A 19,692-nucleotide genomic window follows, 5' to 3' on the forward strand; every position below is an offset into this window, starting at 1 on the left:
GTTCGGGGCTTGGGTGGAACCGTCCTCCACTCTGGCGTGACCTGCGGGCAGTGGTCCAACAGAAGAATCCGATGGGATTGCGCGGTTACGCTTCTCAATCATGGAACTGCGTCATCTCCAGCACTTCGTGGCGGTCGCCGAGGACCAGCACTTCACCCGCGCGGCGGAACGGCTGCTGGTGTCCCAGTCCGGCCTGTCGGCGTCGATCCGGGCGCTGGAGCGGGAGCTGCGGGCGCCGCTGTTCGTGCGTACGACCCGCCGGGTGACGCTGACGGAGGCGGGGCGGGCACTGCTGGGCGAGGCGCAGCGCATCCTGGCCCAGGTGCGGTCGGCGCACGAGGCGGTCGCCGCGGTGCAGGGGGTGTTGCGCGGGACGCTCTCGCTGGGCGCGGAGCAGTGCATCGCCGGGGTGCCGGTGGCCGGGCTGCTGGCGGCGTTCCGGCGGCGCCACCCGGACGTGGAGATCCGGCTGCGGCAGGCGGGCTCCGGGGAGCTGGCGGAGGAGGTCGCGGCGGGGCGGCTCGACCTCGCCTTCGCCTACCGCACCCAGGCGGACACGGACCAGCTGCGCTCGGTGGCGCTGGCCGGCGAGCCGATGACGGTGCTGTGCCACCCCGACCACCGGCTCGCGGCGGACGGCGCGGTGCTCACCCCGCACGACCTGGCCGACGAGGTCTTCGTGGACTTCCACCCGGACTGGGGTCCGCGCCGCGTGACCGACGCCGTCTTCGCCGCGGCGGGCGTCCGCCGGACCGTGCCGCTGGAGGTCAACGACGTGCACGGGCTGCTGGACCTGATCGACGAGAATCTGGGCATCGCGGTCGTGCCGCGGCACTTCAGGCACAAGCGGGCCGCCCTCACCTCGCTGCCGCTCAAGGACGCGGCCGGGACGGAGTACGAGACCATCGCGCTGCTCCCGCCCGCGCAGGCCACCAGTCCGGCGGCGCGGGCGCTGATGGGGCTGCTGGAGACGGGAAGCGCGTGAACGGGGGGCGCGGGCGGCCGGACTGCGCGATGGTGGACGCATGCATGCGAAGGACATCCTCATCGAGGGCTACGGCCGTATCCAGGAAGAAGTCCACGCCGCCGTCGAGGGCCTGGACCTCGACGGCCTGAACGCCCGGCCCGGCGCCGACGCCAACTCCGTCGCCTGGCTGGTCTGGCACCTCACCCGGGTCCAGGACGACCACGTCGCGGACGCCTTCGGGCTGGACCAGGTGTGGCTCACCGGCGAGTGGGAGAAGCGTTTCGGACTGGGGCTGCCCCGCCGCGACACCGGGTACGGGCACAGCTCCGCCGAGGTCGCGAAGGTGCGGGTCGGCTCGGGCGACCTGCTGACCGGCTACTACGACGCCGTGCACGAGCAGACCCGCACGGCCCTCGCCTCACTGACCGCCAAGGACCTGGAGCGGGTCGTGGACGACAACTGGGACCCGCCGGTCACGCTCGCCGTGCGGCTGGTCAGCGTCCTGTCCGACGATCTCCAGCACGTCGGACAGGCGGCCTATGTGCGCGGGCTCGTTCAGAGCGCGGACGCGTAGCCCGGCAGGACCACGTCCTCGATGAGGGCCCTGCGCTCGTCGAAGGGGACGAAGGCGCTCTTGAGGGCGTTCACGGTGACCGTGCGCAGGTCTTCGACGCTCCAGCCCGCCTGCTCGACCAGCAGGGACATCTCGCGCGTCATCGTCGTGCCCGACACGAGGCGGTTGTCGGTGTTGAGGGTGACGCGGAAGCCGAGGTCCTTGAGCGCCGTGATCGGGTGCTCGGCGATGGAGGTGGCGGCACCGGTCTGGAGGTTGGAGGTCGGGCACATCTCCAGGGCGACGCGGCGGTCGCGCACCCAGGCCGCGAGCCGGCCGAGCTTGCCCGCCGCGAGGTCGGGGATGTCGTCGGTGATGCGGACCCCGTGGCCGATGCGCTGGGCGCCGCACACCTGGAGGGCCTGGTGGATGCTGGGCAGTCCGTGCGCCTCGCCGGCGTGGATGGTGAAGGGCACGTTCTCGCGGCGCAGGTGCTCGAAGGCGTCGAGGTGGTCGGCGGGCGGGAAGCCGTCCTCGGCGCCGGCGATGTCGAAGCCGACGACACCGGCGTCCCGGAAGGCGACGGCGAGGTCGGCGGCCTCGCGGACCCGGTCGAACATCCGCATGCCGCAGAGCAGGGTGCCGACCCGGACGGGCGTCCCGGCGGCGGCGGCCTTGGCCATGCCCGCGGCGAGTCCTTCCTGGACGGTCTCCACGACCTCCCTCATCGACAGCCCGCCCCTGGTGTTCAGCTCGGGGGCGTAGCGGACCTCGCCGTAGACGACGCCGTCGGCGGCGAGGTCCAGGACGTACTCCTCGGCGGTGCGCAGCAGGCCCTCGCGGTTCTGCATCACGGCGAGGGTGTGCTCGAAGGTGGCGATGTAGCGCACCAGGTCACCGGAGTTGGCGGCCTCGTAGTACCAGGCGGCCAGCTCGTCGGGGTCGGTGGTGGGGAGCGTGTGGCCGACGCTCCCGGCCAGCTCGACGACGGTCGCCGGGCGCAGCCCGCCGTCGAGGTGGTCGTGGAGGACCGCCTTGGGGAGGCGGCGGAGGGTCTCGGTGTCTATGCGCGTAGATGACATGTGCGGTGGTTCCTCGGCGGTTCTGGGCGTGAATGTTGCGGGGACGGGCGGGTGAAGTTGCCGGGCCGGTCAGCGGATGGCGGGCTGGAGCAGGTCCCAGCGGTTGCCGTAGAGGTCCTGGAAGACGGCGACCGAGCCGTAGGGCTCGTGCCGGGGCTCTTCCAGGAAGGTCACGCCGGCCGCGGCCATGCGGGCGTGGTCGCGGGCGAAGTCGTCGGTGTGCAGGAAGAACCCGACGCGCCCGCCCGTCTGGTCTCCGATCCGGCCGCGCTGGGCCTCCCCCTTGGCACGGGCCAGCAGCAGGGCGGTGCCCGCGCCCGGACCTCCGGGTTCGACGACGACCCAGCGGGAGCCGTCGTGCCGGGGCGTGTCCTCGGCGAGGCGGAAGCCCAGGGCCTCGGTGTAGAAGCGGATCGCCTCGTCGTAGTCGTCGACGACGAGGGCGACCAGGGCGATGCGTGTCATCGGTACCTTCCGGGACGGGCGATTGACGGGAGAGGTTATACGTAAAACTCTCCGGACGCCAAGTCCCGCCCGAGACCGGCGGCCGTGCCGGCGGGCGTGCGGCGGGCGTCAGCCCTTGCGGGCGCCGTCGAGCCGCGCCAGGTCCGCGTCGCTGAGGCGCAGCCCGCCCGCGGCGACGTTCTCCGCGAGGTGGTCCGGGTTGCCGGTGCCGGGGATGGCCAGGACGTTCGGGCCCTGGTGCAGGGTCCAGGCGATCCTCACCTGCGCGGGGGTCGCGCCGTGCGCCCGGGCCACCGCGCGCACCTCCTCCTCGTGGGCGGTGCCGGCGCCCCGGGGTCCGGCCTCGCCGGCGATGGCGTAGAACGGCACGAAGGCGATGCCCTGGGCGCGGCACTGGGCGAGGAGCGCGTCGGTGGCGGGGTCGTGGAAGCCGAGTCCGTACCGGTTCTGGACGCTCACCACCGGCGCGATGGCCTGCGCCTCGGCCAGGTGCCGGGGCTCCACGTCGGACAGGGCGAGGTGGCGGATCAGTCCCGCCTCGCGCAGCCCGGCCAGGGCGCCGAAGTGCTCGGCGATCGAGTCCTGGCGCATGCGGCGCAGGTAGACGACGTCGAGGTGGTCCCGGCCGAGCTGGCGCAGGTTCTCCTCGACGTGGGCGCGCAGGTCCTCGGGGCGGGCGGAGGTGCCCCACTCCCCCGACCAGTCGCGGTACGGGCCGACCTTGGTGGCGACGACCAGGTCGTCGGCGTAGGGCGCGAGCGCGCTGTTGATCAGTTCGTTGGCGGAGCGCAGGGAGGAGAAGTAGAAGGCGGCGGTGTCGATGTGGTTGACGCCGAGTTCGACGGCCCGGCGCAGCACGGCGAGGGAGCGCCCGCGTTCGCTCGGGGTGCCGAGGTGGAAGGCGGCGCTGCCCGTCAGCCGCATCGCGCCGAAGCCGACGCGCCGGACGGGCAGGTCGCCGAGGTGCCAGGTGCCCGCGGACTCCGCGGTGATCGTTTGCGAGGTCGTCGGCGGAGTTTCGCACACCCGGCAGGGGTCAGCAGTACAGGTTCCCGCCCGGGGAGACGCCGAGGATCTGGCCGAACTGCTGGTACTTGGTGACCCGGCTCTGGACCTGCGCGGGGTTCCTGCCGTCGCACTCCAGGGAGCCGTTGATGGAGCGGATGGTCTGGCCGAATCCGGCGCCGTTGACCATCGCGTTGTGCGGGGTCATGGTGCCGGGCCCGGACTGGGTGTTCCAGTACCACAGGCCGGTCTTCCAGGCCACGGCCGCGTCGTTCTGCACCAGCCAGGGGTTGCCCAGCAGGTCGATGCCGAGCGCGTCGCCCGCGGCCTTGTAGTTGAAGTTCCAGCTGAGCTGGATCGGCCCCCGCCCGTAGTAGGCGGCCTGGCCGGCCGGGCAGCCGTAGGGCTGGTTCCAGTCGCAGTAGTGCGGGTAGTTGGCGGTGTTCTGCTCGACGATGTGCACCAGGCCGCCGGTCTCGTGGCTGACGTTGGCGAGGAAGGCCGCGGCCTCCTGCTTCTTGGTGGTGTCGCTGCCGGTGTTGGCGAAGCCGGGGTAGGCGCTGAGCGCGGCGGTGAGGCCGCTGTAGGTGTAGAAGGAGTTCCGGCCCGGGAACATCTGGTTGAACTGGGCCTCGCTGACCACGAAGTTGCCGACCGGCGTCTGCGAACCGCCGCCACAGGCGTACGGCTCCCAGTACCAGGTGCTGATGAGCGGGTCGTAGCCCGGGTTGGCGTGCTCGGCGATGTAGGCCTTGCCGTCGGTGTAGCGGACGATGTCGCCGGTGTTGTAGTTCGCGTCGGCCGACCAGGCGGGGTAGCTCGAACACGCGGCGGCGGAGGCCTCGTCGGCGGGCATGAGCAACGGCACTGCGCCCGCGAGCGCGAGTGCGGTCAGCACGGCGGATATACGGCGCCTCGACACAGGTCTGTCTCCTTCTGCGGAGCACGGCCGCTCCCGTGCCGGGGCAGGGCGGAGCGGAACCTTGTGCGCACGTGCCGGTCGGACCGGCCACGGCGTGGGGGCGGCCGTGGAGGGGGGTGTGGGGCACACTCAACCGCGTTGGTCTGTACCAGTCAAGGGTGTAGACCAATCCAATCCGACTGCTCTGTCGCGGAGTTGACACAGGGGCGTGCGGGGCCGACGGGTCGCCCCCGCGCCCTGTCGCACCCCGTCGCGCCCCGCCCTAGACGGCGACCGGCAACGGCGCCGCGTCGCGGTCGGCCGCCCCCCGGGCCGGGTGGCGCCACAGTCCCCGGCGGGCGAGGCGCGGCAGGACGCCCTCGCCGAACCAGTAGGCCTCCTCCAGGTGCGGATAGCCGGAGAGGACGAACTCGTCGATGCCCAGGGCGTGGTACTCGGCGATCCGGTCCGCGACCTCCTCGTGGCTGCCGACCAGGGCGGTGCCCGCGCCGCCGCGCACCAGGCCGATACCGGCCCACAGGTTGGGGTGGATCTCCAGGGCGTCACTGGATCCACCGTGCAGCGCGAGCATGCGGCGCTGCCCCTCGGACTCGCTGCGGGCGAGGCCGGCCTGCACGGCCCGTACGGTCTCCGGGTCGAAGCCGTCGAGCAGCCGGTGCGCCTCGGCCCAGGCCCGCTCCGCGGTGTCTCGGGTGATGACGTGCAGCCGGATGCCGAACCGCAGCGTACGGCCCTCCTTCGCGGCCAGGGCCCGCTGCCGGGCGATCTTGGCGGCCACCTGCTCGGGCGGTTCGCCCCAGGTGAGGTACACGTCGGCGTACCGCGCGGCGACCTCTCCGGCGACGGCGGAGGAGCCGCCGAAGTACACCTCGGGCACGGGATCGGGCACCCGCACGAGCTTCGCGTCCTCCACACGGAGGTGCTCGCCGCTCAGGTCCACCGTCCGGCCCGCCCACAACTCCCGTACGACGTGCAGGAATTCGCCGGTACGGCGGTAACGGGCGTCCTTGTCCAGGAAGTCCCCGTAGGCCCGCTGCTCGCGGCTCTCGCCGCCCGTGACGACGTTGAGCAGGAGCCGTCCGCCGGTCTGTCGCTGGAAGGTGGACGCCATCTGCGCGGCCAGCGTGGGCGAGACGGAGCCGGGGCGGAACGCGACCAGGAACTTCAGGCGTTCGGTCGCCTGGGAGACCATCGCGGTGGTCAGCCACGCGTCCTCGCACCAGGCACCGGTGGGGGTGAGCGCGGCGACGAAGCCGAGGTCCTCGGCGGCGCGGGCGATCTGGGTCAGATAGGCCACGGTCGGCGGCCGGTTGCGCCCGGAGTCGGTGGCCGGGGCGCCGTGGCCGCCCCCGACGACATCGCGGCTGTCGCCGCTGGTGGGCAGGAACCAGTGGAAGGTCAGGCTCGACACGGGTCTCCGTTCGGGGTGTGGTCGGTGCGGGGCGCGGGACGGCCCCGTGGGTGCGGCGAGGTGCGGGAGGGCGGGCCTCGGGCGTCATGGCCCGGCCCTGTCCGCGAGGGCTTCGCGGGTCGCTCAGCTCGCCGCGGCCAGCGCGGGGAGCGGCGGCACGGGGACGGCCGGGCGGGCGGCCAGGGCCGCCGAGAACTGGTCGACCACGTGGGCGAGGGCCTCCGCGGCACCCGGGGCGACGGTGACCGTGCCGTCCGCGTGGGCCGTGATGTCCCGGTCCAGGGTGAACCAGCCCTGCACCACGTGCGCCGCGCCCATGGAGTTGAGCACCGGGCGGAGCGCGTAGTCGATGGCCAGGACGTGGGCGATGGAACCCCCGGTGGCGAGCGGCAGCACCGTCTTGCCGGTGAGGGCGTACTGCGGGAGGAGGTCGAGCAGGGCCTTCAGAACCCCGGAGTACGACGCCTTGTAAACGGGCGTCCCGACGACGACTCCATCGGCCCGGGCGAACAGTTCGGCGGCCTTGGTGATCGCGGGATGACCGAAGTCCGCACCGAGCAGGGCCTCGGCGGGGACGGTGCGGACGTCGAGCGGTATCACCTCGTGCCCCCGCGCGGTGAGGCGGTCGTCGAGGTGGCGCAGCAGCCGGTTGGTGCGGGAGGAGGCGGAGGGGCTGCCGGAGACGGACAGGACGGTGGCCATGGGTCCTCTTTTCGGGGGTCCGCGGTGGGCGGGCGCGTCGGCATGCCCGGCGGTTCCCCCTGCGGGAGTACGTCGACCGGGACATGGGCGGGCAGCGGGCCCAACCGGGCCGCGGTGCGGCCGGGTTCAGGTGATGCGGGAAGTCGCGCGCAGGACGGTGCCGGGCCGGTGCGGCGAGGGAGCGACGAGGCGGCGGATCGGCGGGATCAGGCCGCGGTGCGACAGGAGGCGCTGGAGACGCGCGCGAGGTCGACGTGGCGTCGCCGCGTGAGATCCGGTCGCGTTGGCATGCCGACGATCGTGGCAGCCGCGCTCGAGGACGGTCAAGGAGTACCGCAGCCGTCTCACGTCCCGGTCCGGGAATTCACACGGGTGTGACAGAGCGGGCCGTCAGGATTCTGACCTGCCCACCCCTACACATAAGGGAGAAATAAGAGCAGAATGCTCTTATGCGGCGCTACCGCACACCGCACCAGAAGCGGTCGGCCCTGCAAGTCAAAGGAGACGACTCATGGCCAACGTCTCGCACTCCCGAGGTGACATCACCAGCCACCCGGACGCCCCGGAGATGCAGGCGCGCTACGCGCGCGTGCTCGGTGGTCGCGACGTGGCACTCGTGGACGGGCCGGTGTTCCTGCTCGGCCTCTACTGTGCCGTGTCCCCGTGGATACTCCACTTCACCACCAGCCAGCCCTCACTCGTGGCCCACAATCTGATCGTGGGCATCGCCATCGGTCTACTGGCCCTTGGATTCACCCGCGCCCCGGAGCGCATGTACGGCCTCAGCTGGGCCATGTGCGCGATCGGAGTCTGGATGATCATCTCGCCCTGGATCGTCGGCACGAGCCCGGACGCCGGTGTCATCTGGAACAACATCGTCATCGGCGCCCTGGCCTTGATTCTGGGCATGGTCTGCGCCGGTACGGCGGCGCGGAGCGCGCCACGCAGGCCCTAGACGCACAGGAAGGAAACGGCACGGGCCGGCCCCGCACTCGCGGGCCGGCCCGTCGCCCGTGCCTCGTCCGCCCGGCGCGGACTGCACCGGACCGCAGCGGGCAGACGCACTGCAGCGGGGATCCTGACGAGAAAAGGGGTGGAGATGGAGATCGACGGCATAATCAGCGCCATCGTCATCGGTGTCGTCATCGGGGTGCTGGGCCGGCTGGTCGTTCCGGGCCGGCAGCGCATCGGCGTCCTGTGGACGATCCTCGTCGGCATCGTGGCGGCGCTCGTCGGCTCGGGGATCGCTTCGGCGTTCGACGTGGCCGACACCGACGGTGTCGACTGGGTCGAGTGGCTCATCCAGATCGGCCTGGCCGCGGTCGGCGTGGCCGCGCTGGACCGGGCCCGGTCACGTCCGGGCCGATGAGGGGCTGACCGTCACCGGCTGCGGAGCCACGCCTCGTACCAGGTGACGGTCGCGTCCAGGGTGTCCGTGAGCGGCGTCGGAGCCGCCTCGAAGAACCGCTCGAAGGCGCTGGAGTCCATGATCTGCGGCTCCGTGTGCTGGTAGAACATCTCCTCGTACTCGGCCATCAACCGCTCGTCGAAGGGACCGAAGGGGCGGGGCCGGTCCAGCACGACGACATTCAGCGGGCTGCCCACCCGCTTCTCGATCGTCGCGTGGATCTCGCGCGTGCTGACGGCCGGCGCGGTCGGCAGGTGCCAGACGCGGCCGTCGCCGTCAGGACGCTCGCCGAGGGTCGCGAGACCGGCCGCCACGTCCTGGATGCCGGTGTAGCTGTGCGGCAGATCGATGTCGCCCATCGCCACGACGTCCCCGCCGGTGAGCGCGCCGGGGAAGACGGCGGCGCCCAGGGACGAGTTGAGGACACCGGGCCCGACGAAGTCGGCGCTGCGGCCGAGGACCACGCGGGCCCGGCCGGACCGGTGCGCGGCGAGGTACCGCTCGTCCAGTTCGGCGCGCATCCGCCCCTTGCGGCTGGTCGCCTTCCAGGGGCTGTCCTCGGTCATCACCGCTCCCCCGGTCTCGCCGTACGGGTAGAGCGTGTCGAGCACCACCAGTCGGGCGCCGCTCGCCTCGACGGCGGCCAGGACGGCCTCCTGGACACGGGGCATCACCTCGACCTGGAGGTGGTAGGCGACGTTGACGCAGTGGTAGACGACGGCGGCGTCCCGTATGGCGGTGCGGGCACCGTCGGCGGTGCCGACGTCGGCGGCGGCCCGCTCGACGCCCTCGATCGCGGGGCCGGTGCCCGCGCGGTCCACCAGGCGGACGGGCTGCCCCCTGCGCACCAGCTCACGGGCGAGTGCGGTGCCGGCGGGGCCGGATCCCAGGACGACGTGCGGGGCGGGCGGCTGCGGGGTGGCGGTGGACATGGCGCTCCTCTGGTCTCGATCGCTACGCTACTATTACTCGATTTCGTTAGAGACTCTAACGCGCGTGATTGCTCATAGCAAGGCACTCGGGCCAGGGAGAGATGGGGACGGACCTAGGCTGGGCGGGAATGATCGATTCACGAGGAGGGTGGTGCGCCATGGCCGTGAAGGACGCCGAACTGCCACACCTGCGCCGTTGTGTGGAGCTGGCGGCCGAGGCACTGGAGGCCGGCGACGAGCCGTTCGGGTCGGTGCTGGTGGGCGGGGACGGCACGGTGCTGGCCGAGGACCACAACCGGGTGGCCTCCGGTGACCGGACCCGTCACCCGGAGTTCGAGCTCGCGCGCTGGGCCGCCGCCCGGCTGACCGCCGGGGAACGGGCCGCGGCCACGGTGTACACGTCGGGCGAGCACTGCCCGATGTGCGCCGCCGCACACGCGTGGGTGGGCCTGGGGCGCATCGTGTACGTCGCCTCGTCGGAGCAACTGGTGGCGTGGCTGAGGGAGTGGGGCGTCCCGGCACCACCGGTGCGGCCGCTCCCGGTGCGGGAGGTGGCGCCCGGAATGACCGTGGAGGGTCCGGTGCCGCAACTCACGGAGGAGATCCGCGCGTTGCACCGGCGCTTCCACGCCGGACGCGTCTGAGCCGGGGCGCCCTCCCGTCCGGACGGCGGGCGGGTGCCCCGGCCGCGGTCAGCTCTCGGTGCCCGGCCGGAAGCGTCGGTAGAGGGCCGCTCCCCCCAGCACGAGTGCGGCGCCACCGGCGAGGGCGGGCGCCGTATGGTCCGCCCCTGTGTGGGCGAGAGACACCTCTTCCCGGGGCGGGGCAGCGTGCGGGGACGGTTCGGGCCCGGCACGCTCCTCCTCGGGGGCGGACGGCTCCGGCTCCGCCGGGGGCCGTGCGGGTTCCGGCCGGTCACCGGAGTCGTTCGTCGACTCGTTGCCGACGGCCGGGTTGCCGATGCCGACCACGTTGACGCTGTTGCCGCTGACGTTCACCGGGAGGTGCACCGGCAGCTGCACGCCGTTGCCGGAGAGCACGCCGGGCGAATCCTTTCCGCCCCCTTCGGCGACCGCGCCGCCGGACGTACCGCCCGAGGCGCCCGCCCCGTGGTGCGACGCCCCTGTGTGCGGCGTCCCTGTGTGGGACCCACCCGTGTGGGACGCACCCGTCTCCCCGGTGTTGGCGCAGCTGTTGCCCGCGGCCGGGTTGAGGAGCCCCGCCACGTTCACGGTGTTGCCGCACACGTTGACCGGCACGTCCACCGGGAGCTGGACGGTGTTGCCGGAGATCAGCCCGGGCGAACCGGCCGCGGACCCGTCGGCGCCGGCACCGTCGGACGCGAACGCCGCGCACGCCGGCATCGTCACGGCCAGCGCGCCTGAGGCGGCGGCGGCGAGCACACCGTTTCGGGTAACCCTTCTCATGAGGTTCCCTGCCTTCCAGACATGGTCGCGGGCAGTCGCCCGCACCGGTTAAAACGCGGGCGCACCATCCGAGTTATGGCTTATCGGCCTTTCACCCCATCGAGTGGGCCTTTCATCGAACAAGCGGTGCGTCGTCCGGTGCGCTGTCGCCCGGAGGCGCCGGCCGGGAAGCCCGCTTATGGTGAGCGAGGGCGCCGACCACCGGTCCGCGACGGGGCGCCCGGGAGGCATCGATGCAGGCCAAGCTGGAGACTCGGCCCTCGGTCCGGCGCCGCGCGGTCACCGGGGCACTCGGGTTGGCCCTGCTGGGCGCGGGACTGCCCGCGGCCGACGCCGCAGCCACCGCGACCACCGCGACCACCGCGACCACCGCGACCACCGCGACCACGCGGGACGCCCGACCCGGCATGTCCCGGTTCTACGACCAGAAGGTCACATGGTCGGCATGCGAGGGCATGGACATGCCGAATGACCTGCAGTGCGGCAAGGTCACCGTCCCCCTCGACTACGCGCGGCCCGAGGGGCGGACCCTCGACGTGGCCCTGGCCCGGTACCGGGCGACCGGTGACTCGCGGGGCTCGGTCCTGCTGAACTTCGGCGGGCCCGGCGGCTCCGGCGTCAGTGAACTCGCCGTGGGCGGCAAGGAGTTCATGCACCTCACCAACGGCTACGACGTGGTGACCTTCGACCCCCGCGGCGTCGGCCGCTCCTCCCCCGTGTCCTGCGGACCGGCCACCCTGAAGATCGTGGAGGCGACGGACGGGGACGGGGGGATGAGCGACCCCGAGGACGTGCTGAAGCGGCTGCGGGACGCGGCTGCCGAGTGCGCCAAGTACTCGGGCCCCGTACTGCCCCACATAGGCACGGTCGACGCCGCCCGCGACATGGAGGTGATGCGCCGGGCACTGGGCGACGACCGGCTCAACTACCTGGGGTTCTCCTACGGGACCCGGCTCGGGGCGGTGTACGCGGCCCGGTTCCCGGACAAGGTCGGCCGGATGGTCCTCGACGGGGTGGACACGCTGACGGAACCGCTGACCGAGCAGGGGCTGGCCGGGGCCCGGGGGCAGCAGACCGCGCTGGAGAACTTCCTCGACTGGTGCGTCGAGGACATCGCCTGCCCGTTCGGCCAGGACGCGCGCAACGCCCGCGACCAGGTCGAGCGCCTGGTCGCCTCGCTCGACTCCGACCCGGTGCCGTCGGCCTTCGGCGAGCCCTTCACCGGGCAGGACATGGTCGGCGCGATCGGACAGGCGCTGTACAGCCGGGAACTGTGGCCGTCGCTGGAGCGGGCACTCGCGCAGTTGCTCGAGGACGGCGACACCCGCGGCCTGGAGGGCTTCTCGTCGGGCGGCGTCACCTTCCCGGTGCGCGGGGACAGGGGGGCCGGCCTCACCGACGAGGAGGACGTCCCCATGGACAACCTCCCGGCCGCCCTGATGGCGATCAACTGCGCGGACGACCCGGACCGTCCCACCGCCGCCCAGGTCACCGCGTCCCTCGGCCGGCTGCGCGCACGCTACGAGGAGGCCTCACCGGTCTTCGGCCGGTACCGGCTCACCCAGGTGCTCATGTGTTACGGCCGCCCCAAGGGCACGGACTACATCCGGGACGGCGTGAAGGACCTCGACACCGCGAAGATGCTCCTGGTCGGCACCCGCGGCGACCCGGCCACGCCGTACCGGTGGACCGTGGAGACGGCCGACCGGCTCGGCCCCTCCGCCGTGGTCCTGGACAACCGGGGCGAGGGACACACCGGCTACGCGTCCTCCGAGTGCGTGCACCGCAAGGTCGACGACTTCCTGCTGTACGGCTCCCTGCCGCCGGACGGCAGCTCCTGCGGCCCCGAGTCCGCCGTCGGCACCGGGTCCGACTGAGCGGCGATCTGCTCCGAATGCCTGATATGTCCGTGGGGCCTATCGTGCTGACATGGAGCACGATCTGAGTCCCGCCACCCTCGCCGAACTGCGGCGCCCCCGCCCGTATCCGGCCGTGTCCGTCCTGACGCCGACGCACCGCCGCGAGCCGGACAACGCCCAGGACCGCGTCCGGCTGCGCAACGCGGTCGCCGCGGCCAAGAAGCAGCTGGAGGAGGATCCGGCGGTCAGCCGCGACCGGCGCACGGAGGTGTCCCGGGAACTCGACCGGGCACTGGCCGAGGTCGACCTGACGTACGCCGAGGACGGTCTGGCGATCTTCGCCGCCCCCGGTGAGCACCAGGTCTGGACGCTCAGCCGTTCCGTGCCCGAGCGCGTGGTCCTCTCGGACACCTTCCTGACCCGCAACCTCGTCGCCGCACAGGCCGCCGAGCGGCCGTTCTGGGTGCTGTCGGTCGCCGCCGACCGCGTCAAGCTGTGGAACGGGGGCGCGGACCGGGTCGTGGAGGAACACCTCGGCGGCTTCCCGCTGGACCGGCCAGCGGAGGACTTCGACCCCGAGCGCCAGGAGCGGATCGGTGACGCGCCGAGCACCTTCCGGGACGAGGGCACCCGCAGGTTCCTGCGCGACGCCGACGCCGCGATGGGCAGGGTGCTGCGCGCGCATCCCCGGCCGCTGTACATCACCGGCCCCGAGCCGGCGCTGTCCCTGTTCGACGACGCGGGCACTCTGGCCGCCGGCGCGGTGCTCGTCCCGCACGGCGGGCTCGCGCACGGCACCGCCGAGGCGGTGTGGCAGGCGGTGCGGCCGGTGCTCGAGGACGAGGCGCGCGGGCAGGTCGAGGCCGTGGCCAGGGAACTGGACGCGGCCCGCGGCCGCAAGGACTTCGCGGCCGGGGTGGACGAACTGTGGGAGAGCGCCCACACGGGCCGCGTCCGGCTGCTGGCCGTCGAGGAGGGCTTCAAGGTGACGATGCGCGACGACGGCGAGCACCTGCTCCCGGCGGGCGACGGCGACCTCGACGCCCGCGAGGACATCGTGGACGAGATCGTCGAGCAGTGCCTGGAGACCGGTGCCGACGTCCGCTTCGTGCCGGACGGGGCGCTCGGGGACGCGGACGGCATCGCGGGGGTGCTGCGGTACTGACGCCGCCCCCTGCCCGGCGACCGCTCACCGCCCGTGGCTCTTGACGCGCGTGAAAGCCTGTTCGCCGTACACGCACCCGCTGCTCGCGGGTGCGCGGCGGACGGCGAAGGAGCGGGCGCGGCGTGAGTGAACTTCTGGGCGTGGCGGTCCTGGGTGCGGGACACATGGGTGCCGACCACATACGACGTCTCGACCGGGTGGTGAGTGGCGCCCGGGTCGTCGCGGTGGCGGACCCCGACGCCGAGCGGGCGAAGGAGGCCGTGGGCGGCATCGCCGGGGTCGTCGTGCACACGGACGCCGAGGCCGCCTTGGACGCGCCGGGCGTCGAGGCGGTCTTGATCGCCTCGCCCGGCGAGGCGCACGAGCAGGCCCTGCTGGCCGCCTTCGCGCGGGGGCTGCCGGTGCTGTGCGAGAAGCCCATGGCGCCGGACTCCGCGGGTGCGCTGCGGGTGGTGGAGGCGGAGGCGCGCCTCGGCCGGAGGCTGGCGCAGATCGGGTTCATGCGGCGGTACGACGCCGAGTACCAGGGCCTGAAGTCTCTCCTGGACGGCGGACGCCTCGGCCGGCCCCTGATGCTGCACTGCGTGCACCGCAACGTCTCCTCCCCGCCGCACTTCACCTCGGCGATGCTGGTCAACAGCTCCGTCTCGCACGAGATCGACGCGGCCCGCTGGCTGCTCGGCCAGGAGGTGAGCGCGGTGACCGTGTTGCGTCCGCGGCCGTCGGCCGGTGCGCCCGAGGGCCTGCTCGATCCGCAGTTCGTGCTCCTCGAGACCGAGGGCGGCGCCGTGGTGGACGTGGAGGTCTTCGTCAACTGCGGCTTCGGCTACGAGGTGCGCTGCGAGGCCGTCTGCGAGGCGGGCAGCGCCCGGATCGGCGCGGCGCACACCATGGTGGTGACGGCCGCGGGCGGCGCGCGGGAGGAGGTGGCGCAGGACTACCTCGTACGGTTCGCGGACGCCTACGACCGCGAGGTGCGGAGCTGGGTGGACGCCGCCCGTCGGGGCCGGGTCACCGGGCCGGGCGCCTGGGACGGGTACGCGGCGGCGGCGGTCGCCGAGGCCGGGGTGCGGGCGCTGGAGACGGGCGCCCGTACGCCCGTCGAACTGGCGCCCCGTCCAGCCCTCCACGGCCCGGCATAGAACAAGGGTCCGGCGAACGTCAGAGCGACGACGCCTCGGGATTCCGAACCCATCCAAGTCCCGTAGTGACCCTACGACTTGCCCCGGACCACGGGTACGCCGAGCGCGTAGCCGAGTCCCCCCGGGAAGACTGTGGCATATGCCGGAAGCACCACCGTATCGTGTGTTGCCGAATCCCTTACGGGGCATGGCGGGCTGTGCAACAGTCGTAACGGTCCTTCCGTCAGCCTCGGTTCCCCTTGGTCGTACCGTCAGCACATCGGAGTGCGTCATGTCGTCCCATCTCTCCGCGGACCACCCGGCCGCCCAGCCACCGGGACCCGGCTCGGTCGAGGCGCTCATATCGCAGGCCCGGCGGCTGCGGGGCGACGTGGACGCGGTACGGCGGGACAGCCAGGACGACGCGACGGACTCCCGGGGACGCTGGCAGCGTGCCCTGTACGATCTGGCGCTGCACCAACTCACCGATCTCGACGCGCACTTGGCGCAACTGCGGGACGGCCCCGCACCCGCGCCCCGCGCCGGTTCCCTGCTCAGCCGGGTCGGCAGCGCGGAGTGGAACCTGCTGACGGACGAGGCCGAGTGGTCCGGGGAACTCTTCCGCATCCTGGGCCGCGACCCCGCGTCCGTCCCGCTCAGCCTCGACGAGCTCCCGTCCCTGGTACTCACCGAGGACCGCCCGAAGCTGACCGCGATGGTCACGGACTGTCTCGTCGACGCCCGGCCCATCGACGGCGAGTTCCGCGTGGTGCGCCCCGACGGAACGGTACGCACGGTGCACATGATGGGCGAGCCCGTCCTGGACGCCGACGGCAGCACCGCCTCGATGTGGGCGGTTCTCCGGGACGTGAGCGAACTGCGCCGCAGCCAGCGGGCGGTGAGCGAGACCCATGACTCGCTCCGGCACCCTCCGCCGCCGCCCTGGCACGGTCTGCTGCGGTTCCCGGAGGCGGGACGGCCCGGCCTGGACCTGGCCGCCGCTCACCTCCCGCCGACGTCCGCGACGGCTCTGCGGCTCCGGTGCGACGGGTGGTACGACGCGTGTCCGCTCGGAGCCGGCGACGAAACCCTGCTCACCGTCGGCGACCTCGGTCGCCCGGAGACCGAAGCGCACGGCCCGTCGGTGCTGATCGGCGCCCTGCGCGGCCTGGCGCTGGCCGGTACCAGGCCCGCGCGGCTCCGGGACCGGCTGGCCGAACTGCTCCGGACCACGGCCCTGCCGCCGGTGCACGACGCCGTGTACTGCGGCTTCCGGCCGGACACCCGCACCCTGACCTGGGCCCGCGCCTCAGGCCCCGCCCCGCTGCTCTTCCGCGGCGGAACGGGGCGTGGGCTGACCGGACGGGACGGGCCGTCCGGGCAGGCCGAGGCGACCCTGGAAGCGGGCGACCTGCTGCTCCTGCACACCGGGGCACTCGAGCCGGCGGCCGTGGAGCTCCTCCTCTCGCTGGCCCCCCGCCTGACCGGGGCGGGCTCCGCCCAGGACGGCGTACGGATCGTGACACGGGAGCTCGGCGGGTTTCCGGGCCGTGGGGACGCCTGTGTGCTGATGGCCCGGGTGACGCCGTAAGAGCTGCGGGAGTCCCGCGTGAAGGGCGTCGGCGCCTACGCAGGCGCGACGGTGCCGCCCGGCCCCTTCCCCCTGGGTGACCTGCCGGGTGACTTGACCTTCGGCAGGGCCACCTTGATCTCCTCCCGCAGCTTCTGGATCTTCGGGTAACCGGCGTACTCGGCGGTGAGCCGGTACATCTGGCGCAGTCGGTCCCAGGTCCGCTGGGAGGAGTTGGACCCCATCGACACCAGGGCCAGACGCGCGTACCGGTCCGCCTGTTCGGGGTCGTCGGCGATGAAGCAGGCGGAGGCCATCGACAGGTAGTCGAAGATCTTCGACCGCTGCCGGCCGTCGATCCTGAGGGCCAGGGCCTTGTCCGCGTAGTGCTGGGCGTGCGCGGCGGCTCCCGGTTCGAACTCGGCGAGCGTCCGGTAGGCCAGGGCCTGCATGCCGTACAGGTCCTCCTCCTTGAACGTCTGCATCCAGTCCGGGGTCGGCACGTCCGCCTTGTCGGAGACGAAGAGGTCCTCGGCCCGTCCCAGGGTGCGGCGCATCGCCTGGCCCTTGCCCATGGACGCCTGCGCCCAGGCCTCGATGGTGTACAGCATGGCCTTGGTGCGTGGCAGTACCTGCTCGCCGGAGCCGGACTGGGCAAGCTTCATGAGGTCCAGGGCCTCGTCGGGACGCCCCAGGTGCACCATCTGACGGGCCGCCCGGGAGAGCGCCTCGCCCGCCCGGGGCCGGTCGCCGCCCTCGCGCGCGGCGTGCGCGGCGATGACGAAGTACTTCTGGGCCGTGGGTTCCAGGCCGACGTCGTGCGACATCCAGCCCGCGAGGACGGCGAGGTTGGCGGCAACGCCCCACAGGCGCCGCTGGAGATGGGGTGGGTGGTGGTAGGCGAGCATGCCGCCCACCTCGTTGAGCTGGCCCACCACGGCCTTGCGCTGGAGACCGCCGCCGCGGGCGGCGTCCCAGGCACGGAACACCTCGACCGAGCGCTCCAGTTCCTCCACTTCCTGCGACCCGATGGGGGCGGCCTCGTAACGGTCGAACCCGGCGGGGTCGGCGTGCAGGGGTCGGTGGGGGACGGGAGCGTCGGCCGCCAGGGCCGGATCGGTGTGCAGCCAGTCGTGCATGGCGCTGCTGAGTGCGGAGCCCGCGGCGAGCGCGGCGCCCGCGCCCACCAAGCCGCGTCGGTTGAGCATGAGGTCCATTCCCGTGAATTCGGTGAGGACCGCCGCAGTCCGCTCGGGCGCCCACGGCACGCCGTCGGGATGTTCTTCGCTCCCGCCGGGTGGCCGTTTCCCCGCACGCCCGTGCCGGACCAGACCGAGGTCCTCGATGGTCACGACACGGCCGAGACGCTCGGTGAACAGGGCCGCCAGCACCCGCGGCACCGGATCGCGCGGGATCTCTCCCATGTCGATCCACCGCCGCACCCGCGAGGTGTCGGTCGCCAGCTGGGGGTGGCCCATGGCCGCCGCCTGCCGGTTGACCAGCCTCGCGAGTTCGCCCTTGGACCAGCCGGCCAGGCCGAACAGGTCCGAAAGACGGGTGTTGGGTTCTCCGCTCACGTCAAGCCCCCAGGTTCTCGGCTGAGTTGACAGTAGCCCCGTGCGGGTTGCCGGGCGACTATTCGCCACCGTTCGCCAGGGTGCGCCAGATGGTGTGCCACGGGCGGCCGGGTGTCAGGTAGGAATGCGCCACCCCGACCCGGTCGCCGTGGGGGTACTCCCCAGGGTGGCCCCGGACGGCCGGTCGGGCGGCGCGACGGCTTTCGGAAGAGGCGCCCTCCGCCGGCGAACGGGCCGGACCGGACCGGTACCTCTTCAGACAGGCACAGCAGGCACACGAAGGGATCTGTCTCGCCCATGTACGCAGCATCGTCCTCCGTGTCCGCCCCGCAGCGCTCGCTGCACCCCCGCCCGACGGCGGGTGGCGGCCCCTATCTCGCCCCCGCCCGTCCGGCGGCCCCGGTGCTCGGGGCCGGCAGGGCGCGGCTCGGCGCGGGGCCCGGCACCCAGCCGCTCAGCGGAAGAATCGACCTGTCCGGCCCCCAGGGGGCCCAACTGCGCACGGCGATCGCCGCCGTGCACCGGATCTGCCCCGAGTTCTCCCCCGTGCAGGTACTGCGACGCAGCGGGCGGTCCGTGCTCCTGGTCGGCACGACCGGGCGCAGCACGGCGGTGGCCAAGTGCTTAGTGGACCACTCCCCCGCATGGGCGGAACGCAGCCGGCACGAGATAGGGGCATACCGCTCGTTCGTCCGGCAGCGCCCCCCGGTGCGGGTGCCGAGACTGATCGCGGCGGACCCGGACAACGGCACGCTGGTCATCGAGCGGATGCCCGGACGGGTGGCGGCGCTGCAGCGGCACCCCTTGGAGGCCCCGCCCCGGGCCGACATCAGGGCGGCCATCGGGGCGGTCTGCCGACTCAACGCGTGGCGGCCGCCGGCCGGCACCTTCGACGCGCCGCTGGACTACGCGGCCCGGATCTCCCGCTACCACGAGCTGGGGCTGCTCACCGACCGGGACCTGGGCGACCTGCAGAAGCTGCTGCACGGCATCGCCCACGCGGGCGGCCGCCAGGGCATGGGCCAGTTCTGTCACGGTGACGCGCTGCTGTCCAACATTCTCATGTCACCGGCCGGTCCGGTGCTGGTGGACTGGGAGCACGCGGGCTGGTACCTGCCGGGCTACGACCTCGCGACCCTGTGGGCGGTCCTCGGCGACGCCCCGGTGGCCCGCCGTCAGATCAGCCAGATCGCCCAGTCGTCGGGCACGGCGGCACGTGACGCCTTCCTGGTGAACCTGATGCTCGTACTGACCAGGGAGATCCGCACGTACGAGACGGCCGTGCAGCGTTCGATGCACGACACGGTCCCTGCGCCGTCGGCGCCGGCCCATCCGGGTGCCGCGCCGACCGGCGAGGAGCAGCGGCTGCTGCTGCGCCGACTGCACGACGACTGCCAGATGGCCCGGCGGGCCGTGCGGGCAGCGGTCGGCACGCGCTGACGACGGGGACGAGAGGAAGACGACGGTCCGCGGTGCGCCCCCCGGGTGGGGCGCACCGCGGTTTTCGTATGTGCGCCGCCCGGGTG

At 72.9% G+C, this 19,692-nt stretch carries 20 protein-coding genes; 10 read left to right on the forward strand and 10 right to left on the reverse strand.

The window, feature by feature from the left end; all coding sequences use genetic code 11:
* Positions 1 to 100: 100 nt before the first annotated feature.
* Both ACZ56V_RS16060 and ACZ56V_RS16065 read left to right on the forward strand, forming a co-directional pair.
* The gene (locus tag ACZ56V_RS16060; RefSeq protein WP_104631343.1) at positions 101 to 985 is read left to right on the forward strand and encodes a LysR family transcriptional regulator; all 885 of its coding nucleotides are present in this window, start codon (positions 101 to 103) and stop codon (positions 983 to 985) included.
* 40 nt (positions 986 to 1,025) lie between these two features.
* Positions 1,026 to 1,541, forward strand: coding sequence for a mycothiol transferase (locus tag ACZ56V_RS16065; RefSeq protein ID WP_467384051.1), 516 nt, complete (start codon positions 1,026 to 1,028; stop codon positions 1,539 to 1,541).
* Here ACZ56V_RS16065 and ACZ56V_RS16070 read toward each other — a convergent pair.
* The 7 genes from ACZ56V_RS16070 to ACZ56V_RS16100 form a co-directional block, all read right to left on the reverse strand.
* A complete protein-coding gene (locus ACZ56V_RS16070; protein WP_467384049.1) occupies positions 1,523 to 2,602 on the reverse strand; it encodes an adenosine deaminase in 1,080 nt (359 codons plus the stop codon). The two genes, ACZ56V_RS16065 and ACZ56V_RS16070, sit on opposite strands and share 19 nt — an antisense overlap.
* A gap of 69 nt (positions 2,603 to 2,671) precedes the next feature.
* Entirely contained in the window at positions 2,672 to 3,067 is a 396-nt protein-coding gene (locus ACZ56V_RS16075; protein ID WP_398910236.1) for a VOC family protein, read from the reverse strand.
* Positions 3,068 to 3,175: 108 nt separating this feature from the next.
* Positions 3,176 to 4,093, reverse strand: coding sequence for an aldo/keto reductase (locus ACZ56V_RS16080; RefSeq protein ID WP_468942779.1), 918 nt, complete (start codon positions 4,091 to 4,093; stop codon positions 3,176 to 3,178).
* Positions 4,094 to 4,103: 10 nt separating this feature from the next.
* On the reverse strand, positions 4,104 to 4,994 hold the full coding sequence (locus tag ACZ56V_RS16085) for a glycoside hydrolase family 19 protein (RefSeq protein ID WP_468942782.1): 891 nt from the start codon (positions 4,992 to 4,994) through the stop codon (positions 4,104 to 4,106).
* A 262-nt stretch (positions 4,995 to 5,256) separates the two neighbouring features.
* Positions 5,257 to 6,405, reverse strand: a complete 1,149-nt coding sequence (locus tag ACZ56V_RS16090) for an LLM class flavin-dependent oxidoreductase (protein ID WP_468942785.1) — start codon at positions 6,403 to 6,405, stop codon at positions 5,257 to 5,259.
* 123 nt (positions 6,406 to 6,528) lie between these two features.
* A complete protein-coding gene (ssuE, locus tag ACZ56V_RS16095; protein ID WP_468942787.1) occupies positions 6,529 to 7,107 on the reverse strand; it encodes an NADPH-dependent FMN reductase in 579 nt (192 codons plus the stop codon).
* Positions 7,108 to 7,313: 206 nt separating this feature from the next.
* The gene (locus ACZ56V_RS16100; protein WP_356367094.1) at positions 7,314 to 7,397 is read right to left on the reverse strand and encodes a putative leader peptide; all 84 of its coding nucleotides are present in this window, start codon (positions 7,395 to 7,397) and stop codon (positions 7,314 to 7,316) included.
* Between the two features lie 221 nt (positions 7,398 to 7,618).
* Here ACZ56V_RS16100 and ACZ56V_RS16105 point away from each other — a divergent pair, with 221 nt between their 5' ends.
* Positions 7,619 to 8,062, forward strand: coding sequence for an SPW repeat protein (locus tag ACZ56V_RS16105; RefSeq protein WP_030182497.1), 444 nt, complete (start codon positions 7,619 to 7,621; stop codon positions 8,060 to 8,062).
* Between the two features lie 144 nt (positions 8,063 to 8,206).
* Positions 8,207 to 8,476 (forward strand): GlsB/YeaQ/YmgE family stress response membrane protein, encoded by a 270-nt coding sequence (locus tag ACZ56V_RS16110; RefSeq protein ID WP_356367092.1) that lies wholly within the window; start codon positions 8,207 to 8,209, stop codon positions 8,474 to 8,476.
* Between the two features lie 11 nt (positions 8,477 to 8,487).
* Here the strand turns inward: ACZ56V_RS16110 and ACZ56V_RS16115 are convergent, their stop codons facing one another.
* A complete protein-coding gene (locus ACZ56V_RS16115) occupies positions 8,488 to 9,447 on the reverse strand; it encodes an SDR family oxidoreductase (protein WP_398910245.1) in 960 nt (319 codons plus the stop codon).
* 158 nt (positions 9,448 to 9,605) lie between these two features.
* On the opposite strand from ACZ56V_RS16115, the gene ACZ56V_RS16120 reads away from it, so the two are divergent.
* On the forward strand, positions 9,606 to 10,091 hold the full coding sequence (locus ACZ56V_RS16120) for a nucleoside deaminase (protein ID WP_468942791.1): 486 nt from the start codon (positions 9,606 to 9,608) through the stop codon (positions 10,089 to 10,091).
* A 48-nt stretch (positions 10,092 to 10,139) separates the two neighbouring features.
* Here the strand turns inward: ACZ56V_RS16120 and ACZ56V_RS16125 are convergent, their stop codons facing one another.
* Positions 10,140 to 10,874, reverse strand: coding sequence for a chaplin (locus ACZ56V_RS16125; RefSeq protein WP_398910249.1), 735 nt, complete (start codon positions 10,872 to 10,874; stop codon positions 10,140 to 10,142).
* Between the two features lie 233 nt (positions 10,875 to 11,107).
* Here ACZ56V_RS16125 and ACZ56V_RS16130 point away from each other — a divergent pair, with 233 nt between their 5' ends.
* The 4 genes from ACZ56V_RS16130 to ACZ56V_RS16145 all read left to right on the forward strand — a co-directional run bounded on the left by ACZ56V_RS16130 (position 11,108) and on the right by ACZ56V_RS16145 (position 16,610).
* Positions 11,108 to 12,751 carry an alpha/beta hydrolase gene (locus ACZ56V_RS16130; protein ID WP_468942793.1) on the forward strand — a complete coding sequence of 548 codons (1,644 nt, stop codon included), beginning with the start codon at positions 11,108 to 11,110 and terminating at the stop codon, positions 12,749 to 12,751.
* Positions 12,752 to 12,803: 52 nt separating this feature from the next.
* Complete coding sequence (locus ACZ56V_RS16135) at positions 12,804 to 13,898, forward strand: baeRF3 domain-containing protein (RefSeq protein ID WP_467384035.1); 1,095 nt, start codon at positions 12,804 to 12,806, stop codon at positions 13,896 to 13,898.
* Between the two features lie 122 nt (positions 13,899 to 14,020).
* Complete coding sequence (locus tag ACZ56V_RS16140) at positions 14,021 to 15,040, forward strand: Gfo/Idh/MocA family protein (protein WP_398910255.1); 1,020 nt, start codon at positions 14,021 to 14,023, stop codon at positions 15,038 to 15,040.
* Positions 15,041 to 15,311: 271 nt separating this feature from the next.
* Entirely contained in the window at positions 15,312 to 16,610 is a 1,299-nt protein-coding gene (locus ACZ56V_RS16145; RefSeq protein WP_467384032.1) for a PAS domain-containing protein, read from the forward strand.
* 35 nt (positions 16,611 to 16,645) lie between these two features.
* Here the strand turns inward: ACZ56V_RS16145 and ACZ56V_RS16150 are convergent, their stop codons facing one another.
* Positions 16,646 to 18,166, reverse strand: coding sequence for a DNA-binding protein NsdB (locus ACZ56V_RS16150; protein WP_468942797.1), 1,521 nt, complete (start codon positions 18,164 to 18,166; stop codon positions 16,646 to 16,648).
* Positions 18,167 to 18,463: 297 nt separating this feature from the next.
* Here ACZ56V_RS16150 and ACZ56V_RS16155 point away from each other — a divergent pair, with 297 nt between their 5' ends.
* Positions 18,464 to 19,606 (forward strand): aminoglycoside phosphotransferase family protein, encoded by a 1,143-nt coding sequence (locus ACZ56V_RS16155; RefSeq protein WP_398910261.1) that lies wholly within the window; start codon positions 18,464 to 18,466, stop codon positions 19,604 to 19,606.
* Positions 19,607 to 19,692 lie beyond the last annotated feature (86 nt).

The sequence above is a fragment of the Streptomyces sp. NPDC034099 genome (genome assembly GCF_055575415.1).

Excerpts from the sequence above, each read along its gene's own strand:
- ACZ56V_RS16155 (WP_398910261.1), top strand. The coding sequence starts at position 18,464 with ATGTACGCAGCATCGTCCTCCGTGTCCGCCCCGCAGCGCTCGCTGCAC.
- ACZ56V_RS16065 (WP_467384051.1), top strand. The coding sequence starts at position 1,026 with ATGCATGCGAAGGACATCCTCATCGAGGGCTACGGCCGTATCCAGGAA.
- ACZ56V_RS16110 (WP_356367092.1), top strand. The coding sequence starts at position 8,207 with ATGGAGATCGACGGCATAATCAGCGCCATCGTCATCGGTGTCGTCATC.
- ACZ56V_RS16075 (WP_398910236.1), bottom strand. The coding sequence starts at position 3,067 with ATGACACGCATCGCCCTGGTCGCCCTCGTCGTCGACGACTACGACGAG.
- ACZ56V_RS16060 (WP_104631343.1), top strand. The coding sequence starts at position 101 with ATGGAACTGCGTCATCTCCAGCACTTCGTGGCGGTCGCCGAGGACCAG.
- ACZ56V_RS16130 (WP_468942793.1), top strand. The coding sequence starts at position 11,108 with ATGCAGGCCAAGCTGGAGACTCGGCCCTCGGTCCGGCGCCGCGCGGTC.
- ssuE (WP_468942787.1), bottom strand. The coding sequence starts at position 7,107 with ATGGCCACCGTCCTGTCCGTCTCCGGCAGCCCCTCCGCCTCCTCCCGC.
- ACZ56V_RS16115 (WP_398910245.1), bottom strand. The coding sequence starts at position 9,447 with ATGTCCACCGCCACCCCGCAGCCGCCCGCCCCGCACGTCGTCCTGGGA.
- ACZ56V_RS16100 (WP_356367094.1), bottom strand. The coding sequence starts at position 7,397 with ATGCCAACGCGACCGGATCTCACGCGGCGACGCCACGTCGACCTCGCG.
- ACZ56V_RS16145 (WP_467384032.1), top strand. The coding sequence starts at position 15,312 with ATGTCGTCCCATCTCTCCGCGGACCACCCGGCCGCCCAGCCACCGGGA.
- ACZ56V_RS16070 (WP_467384049.1), bottom strand. The coding sequence starts at position 2,602 with ATGTCATCTACGCGCATAGACACCGAGACCCTCCGCCGCCTCCCCAAG.
- ACZ56V_RS16120 (WP_468942791.1), top strand. The coding sequence starts at position 9,606 with ATGGCCGTGAAGGACGCCGAACTGCCACACCTGCGCCGTTGTGTGGAG.
- ACZ56V_RS16105 (WP_030182497.1), top strand. The coding sequence starts at position 7,619 with ATGGCCAACGTCTCGCACTCCCGAGGTGACATCACCAGCCACCCGGAC.
- ACZ56V_RS16135 (WP_467384035.1), top strand. The coding sequence starts at position 12,804 with ATGGAGCACGATCTGAGTCCCGCCACCCTCGCCGAACTGCGGCGCCCC.
- ACZ56V_RS16125 (WP_398910249.1), bottom strand. The coding sequence starts at position 10,874 with ATGAGAAGGGTTACCCGAAACGGTGTGCTCGCCGCCGCCGCCTCAGGC.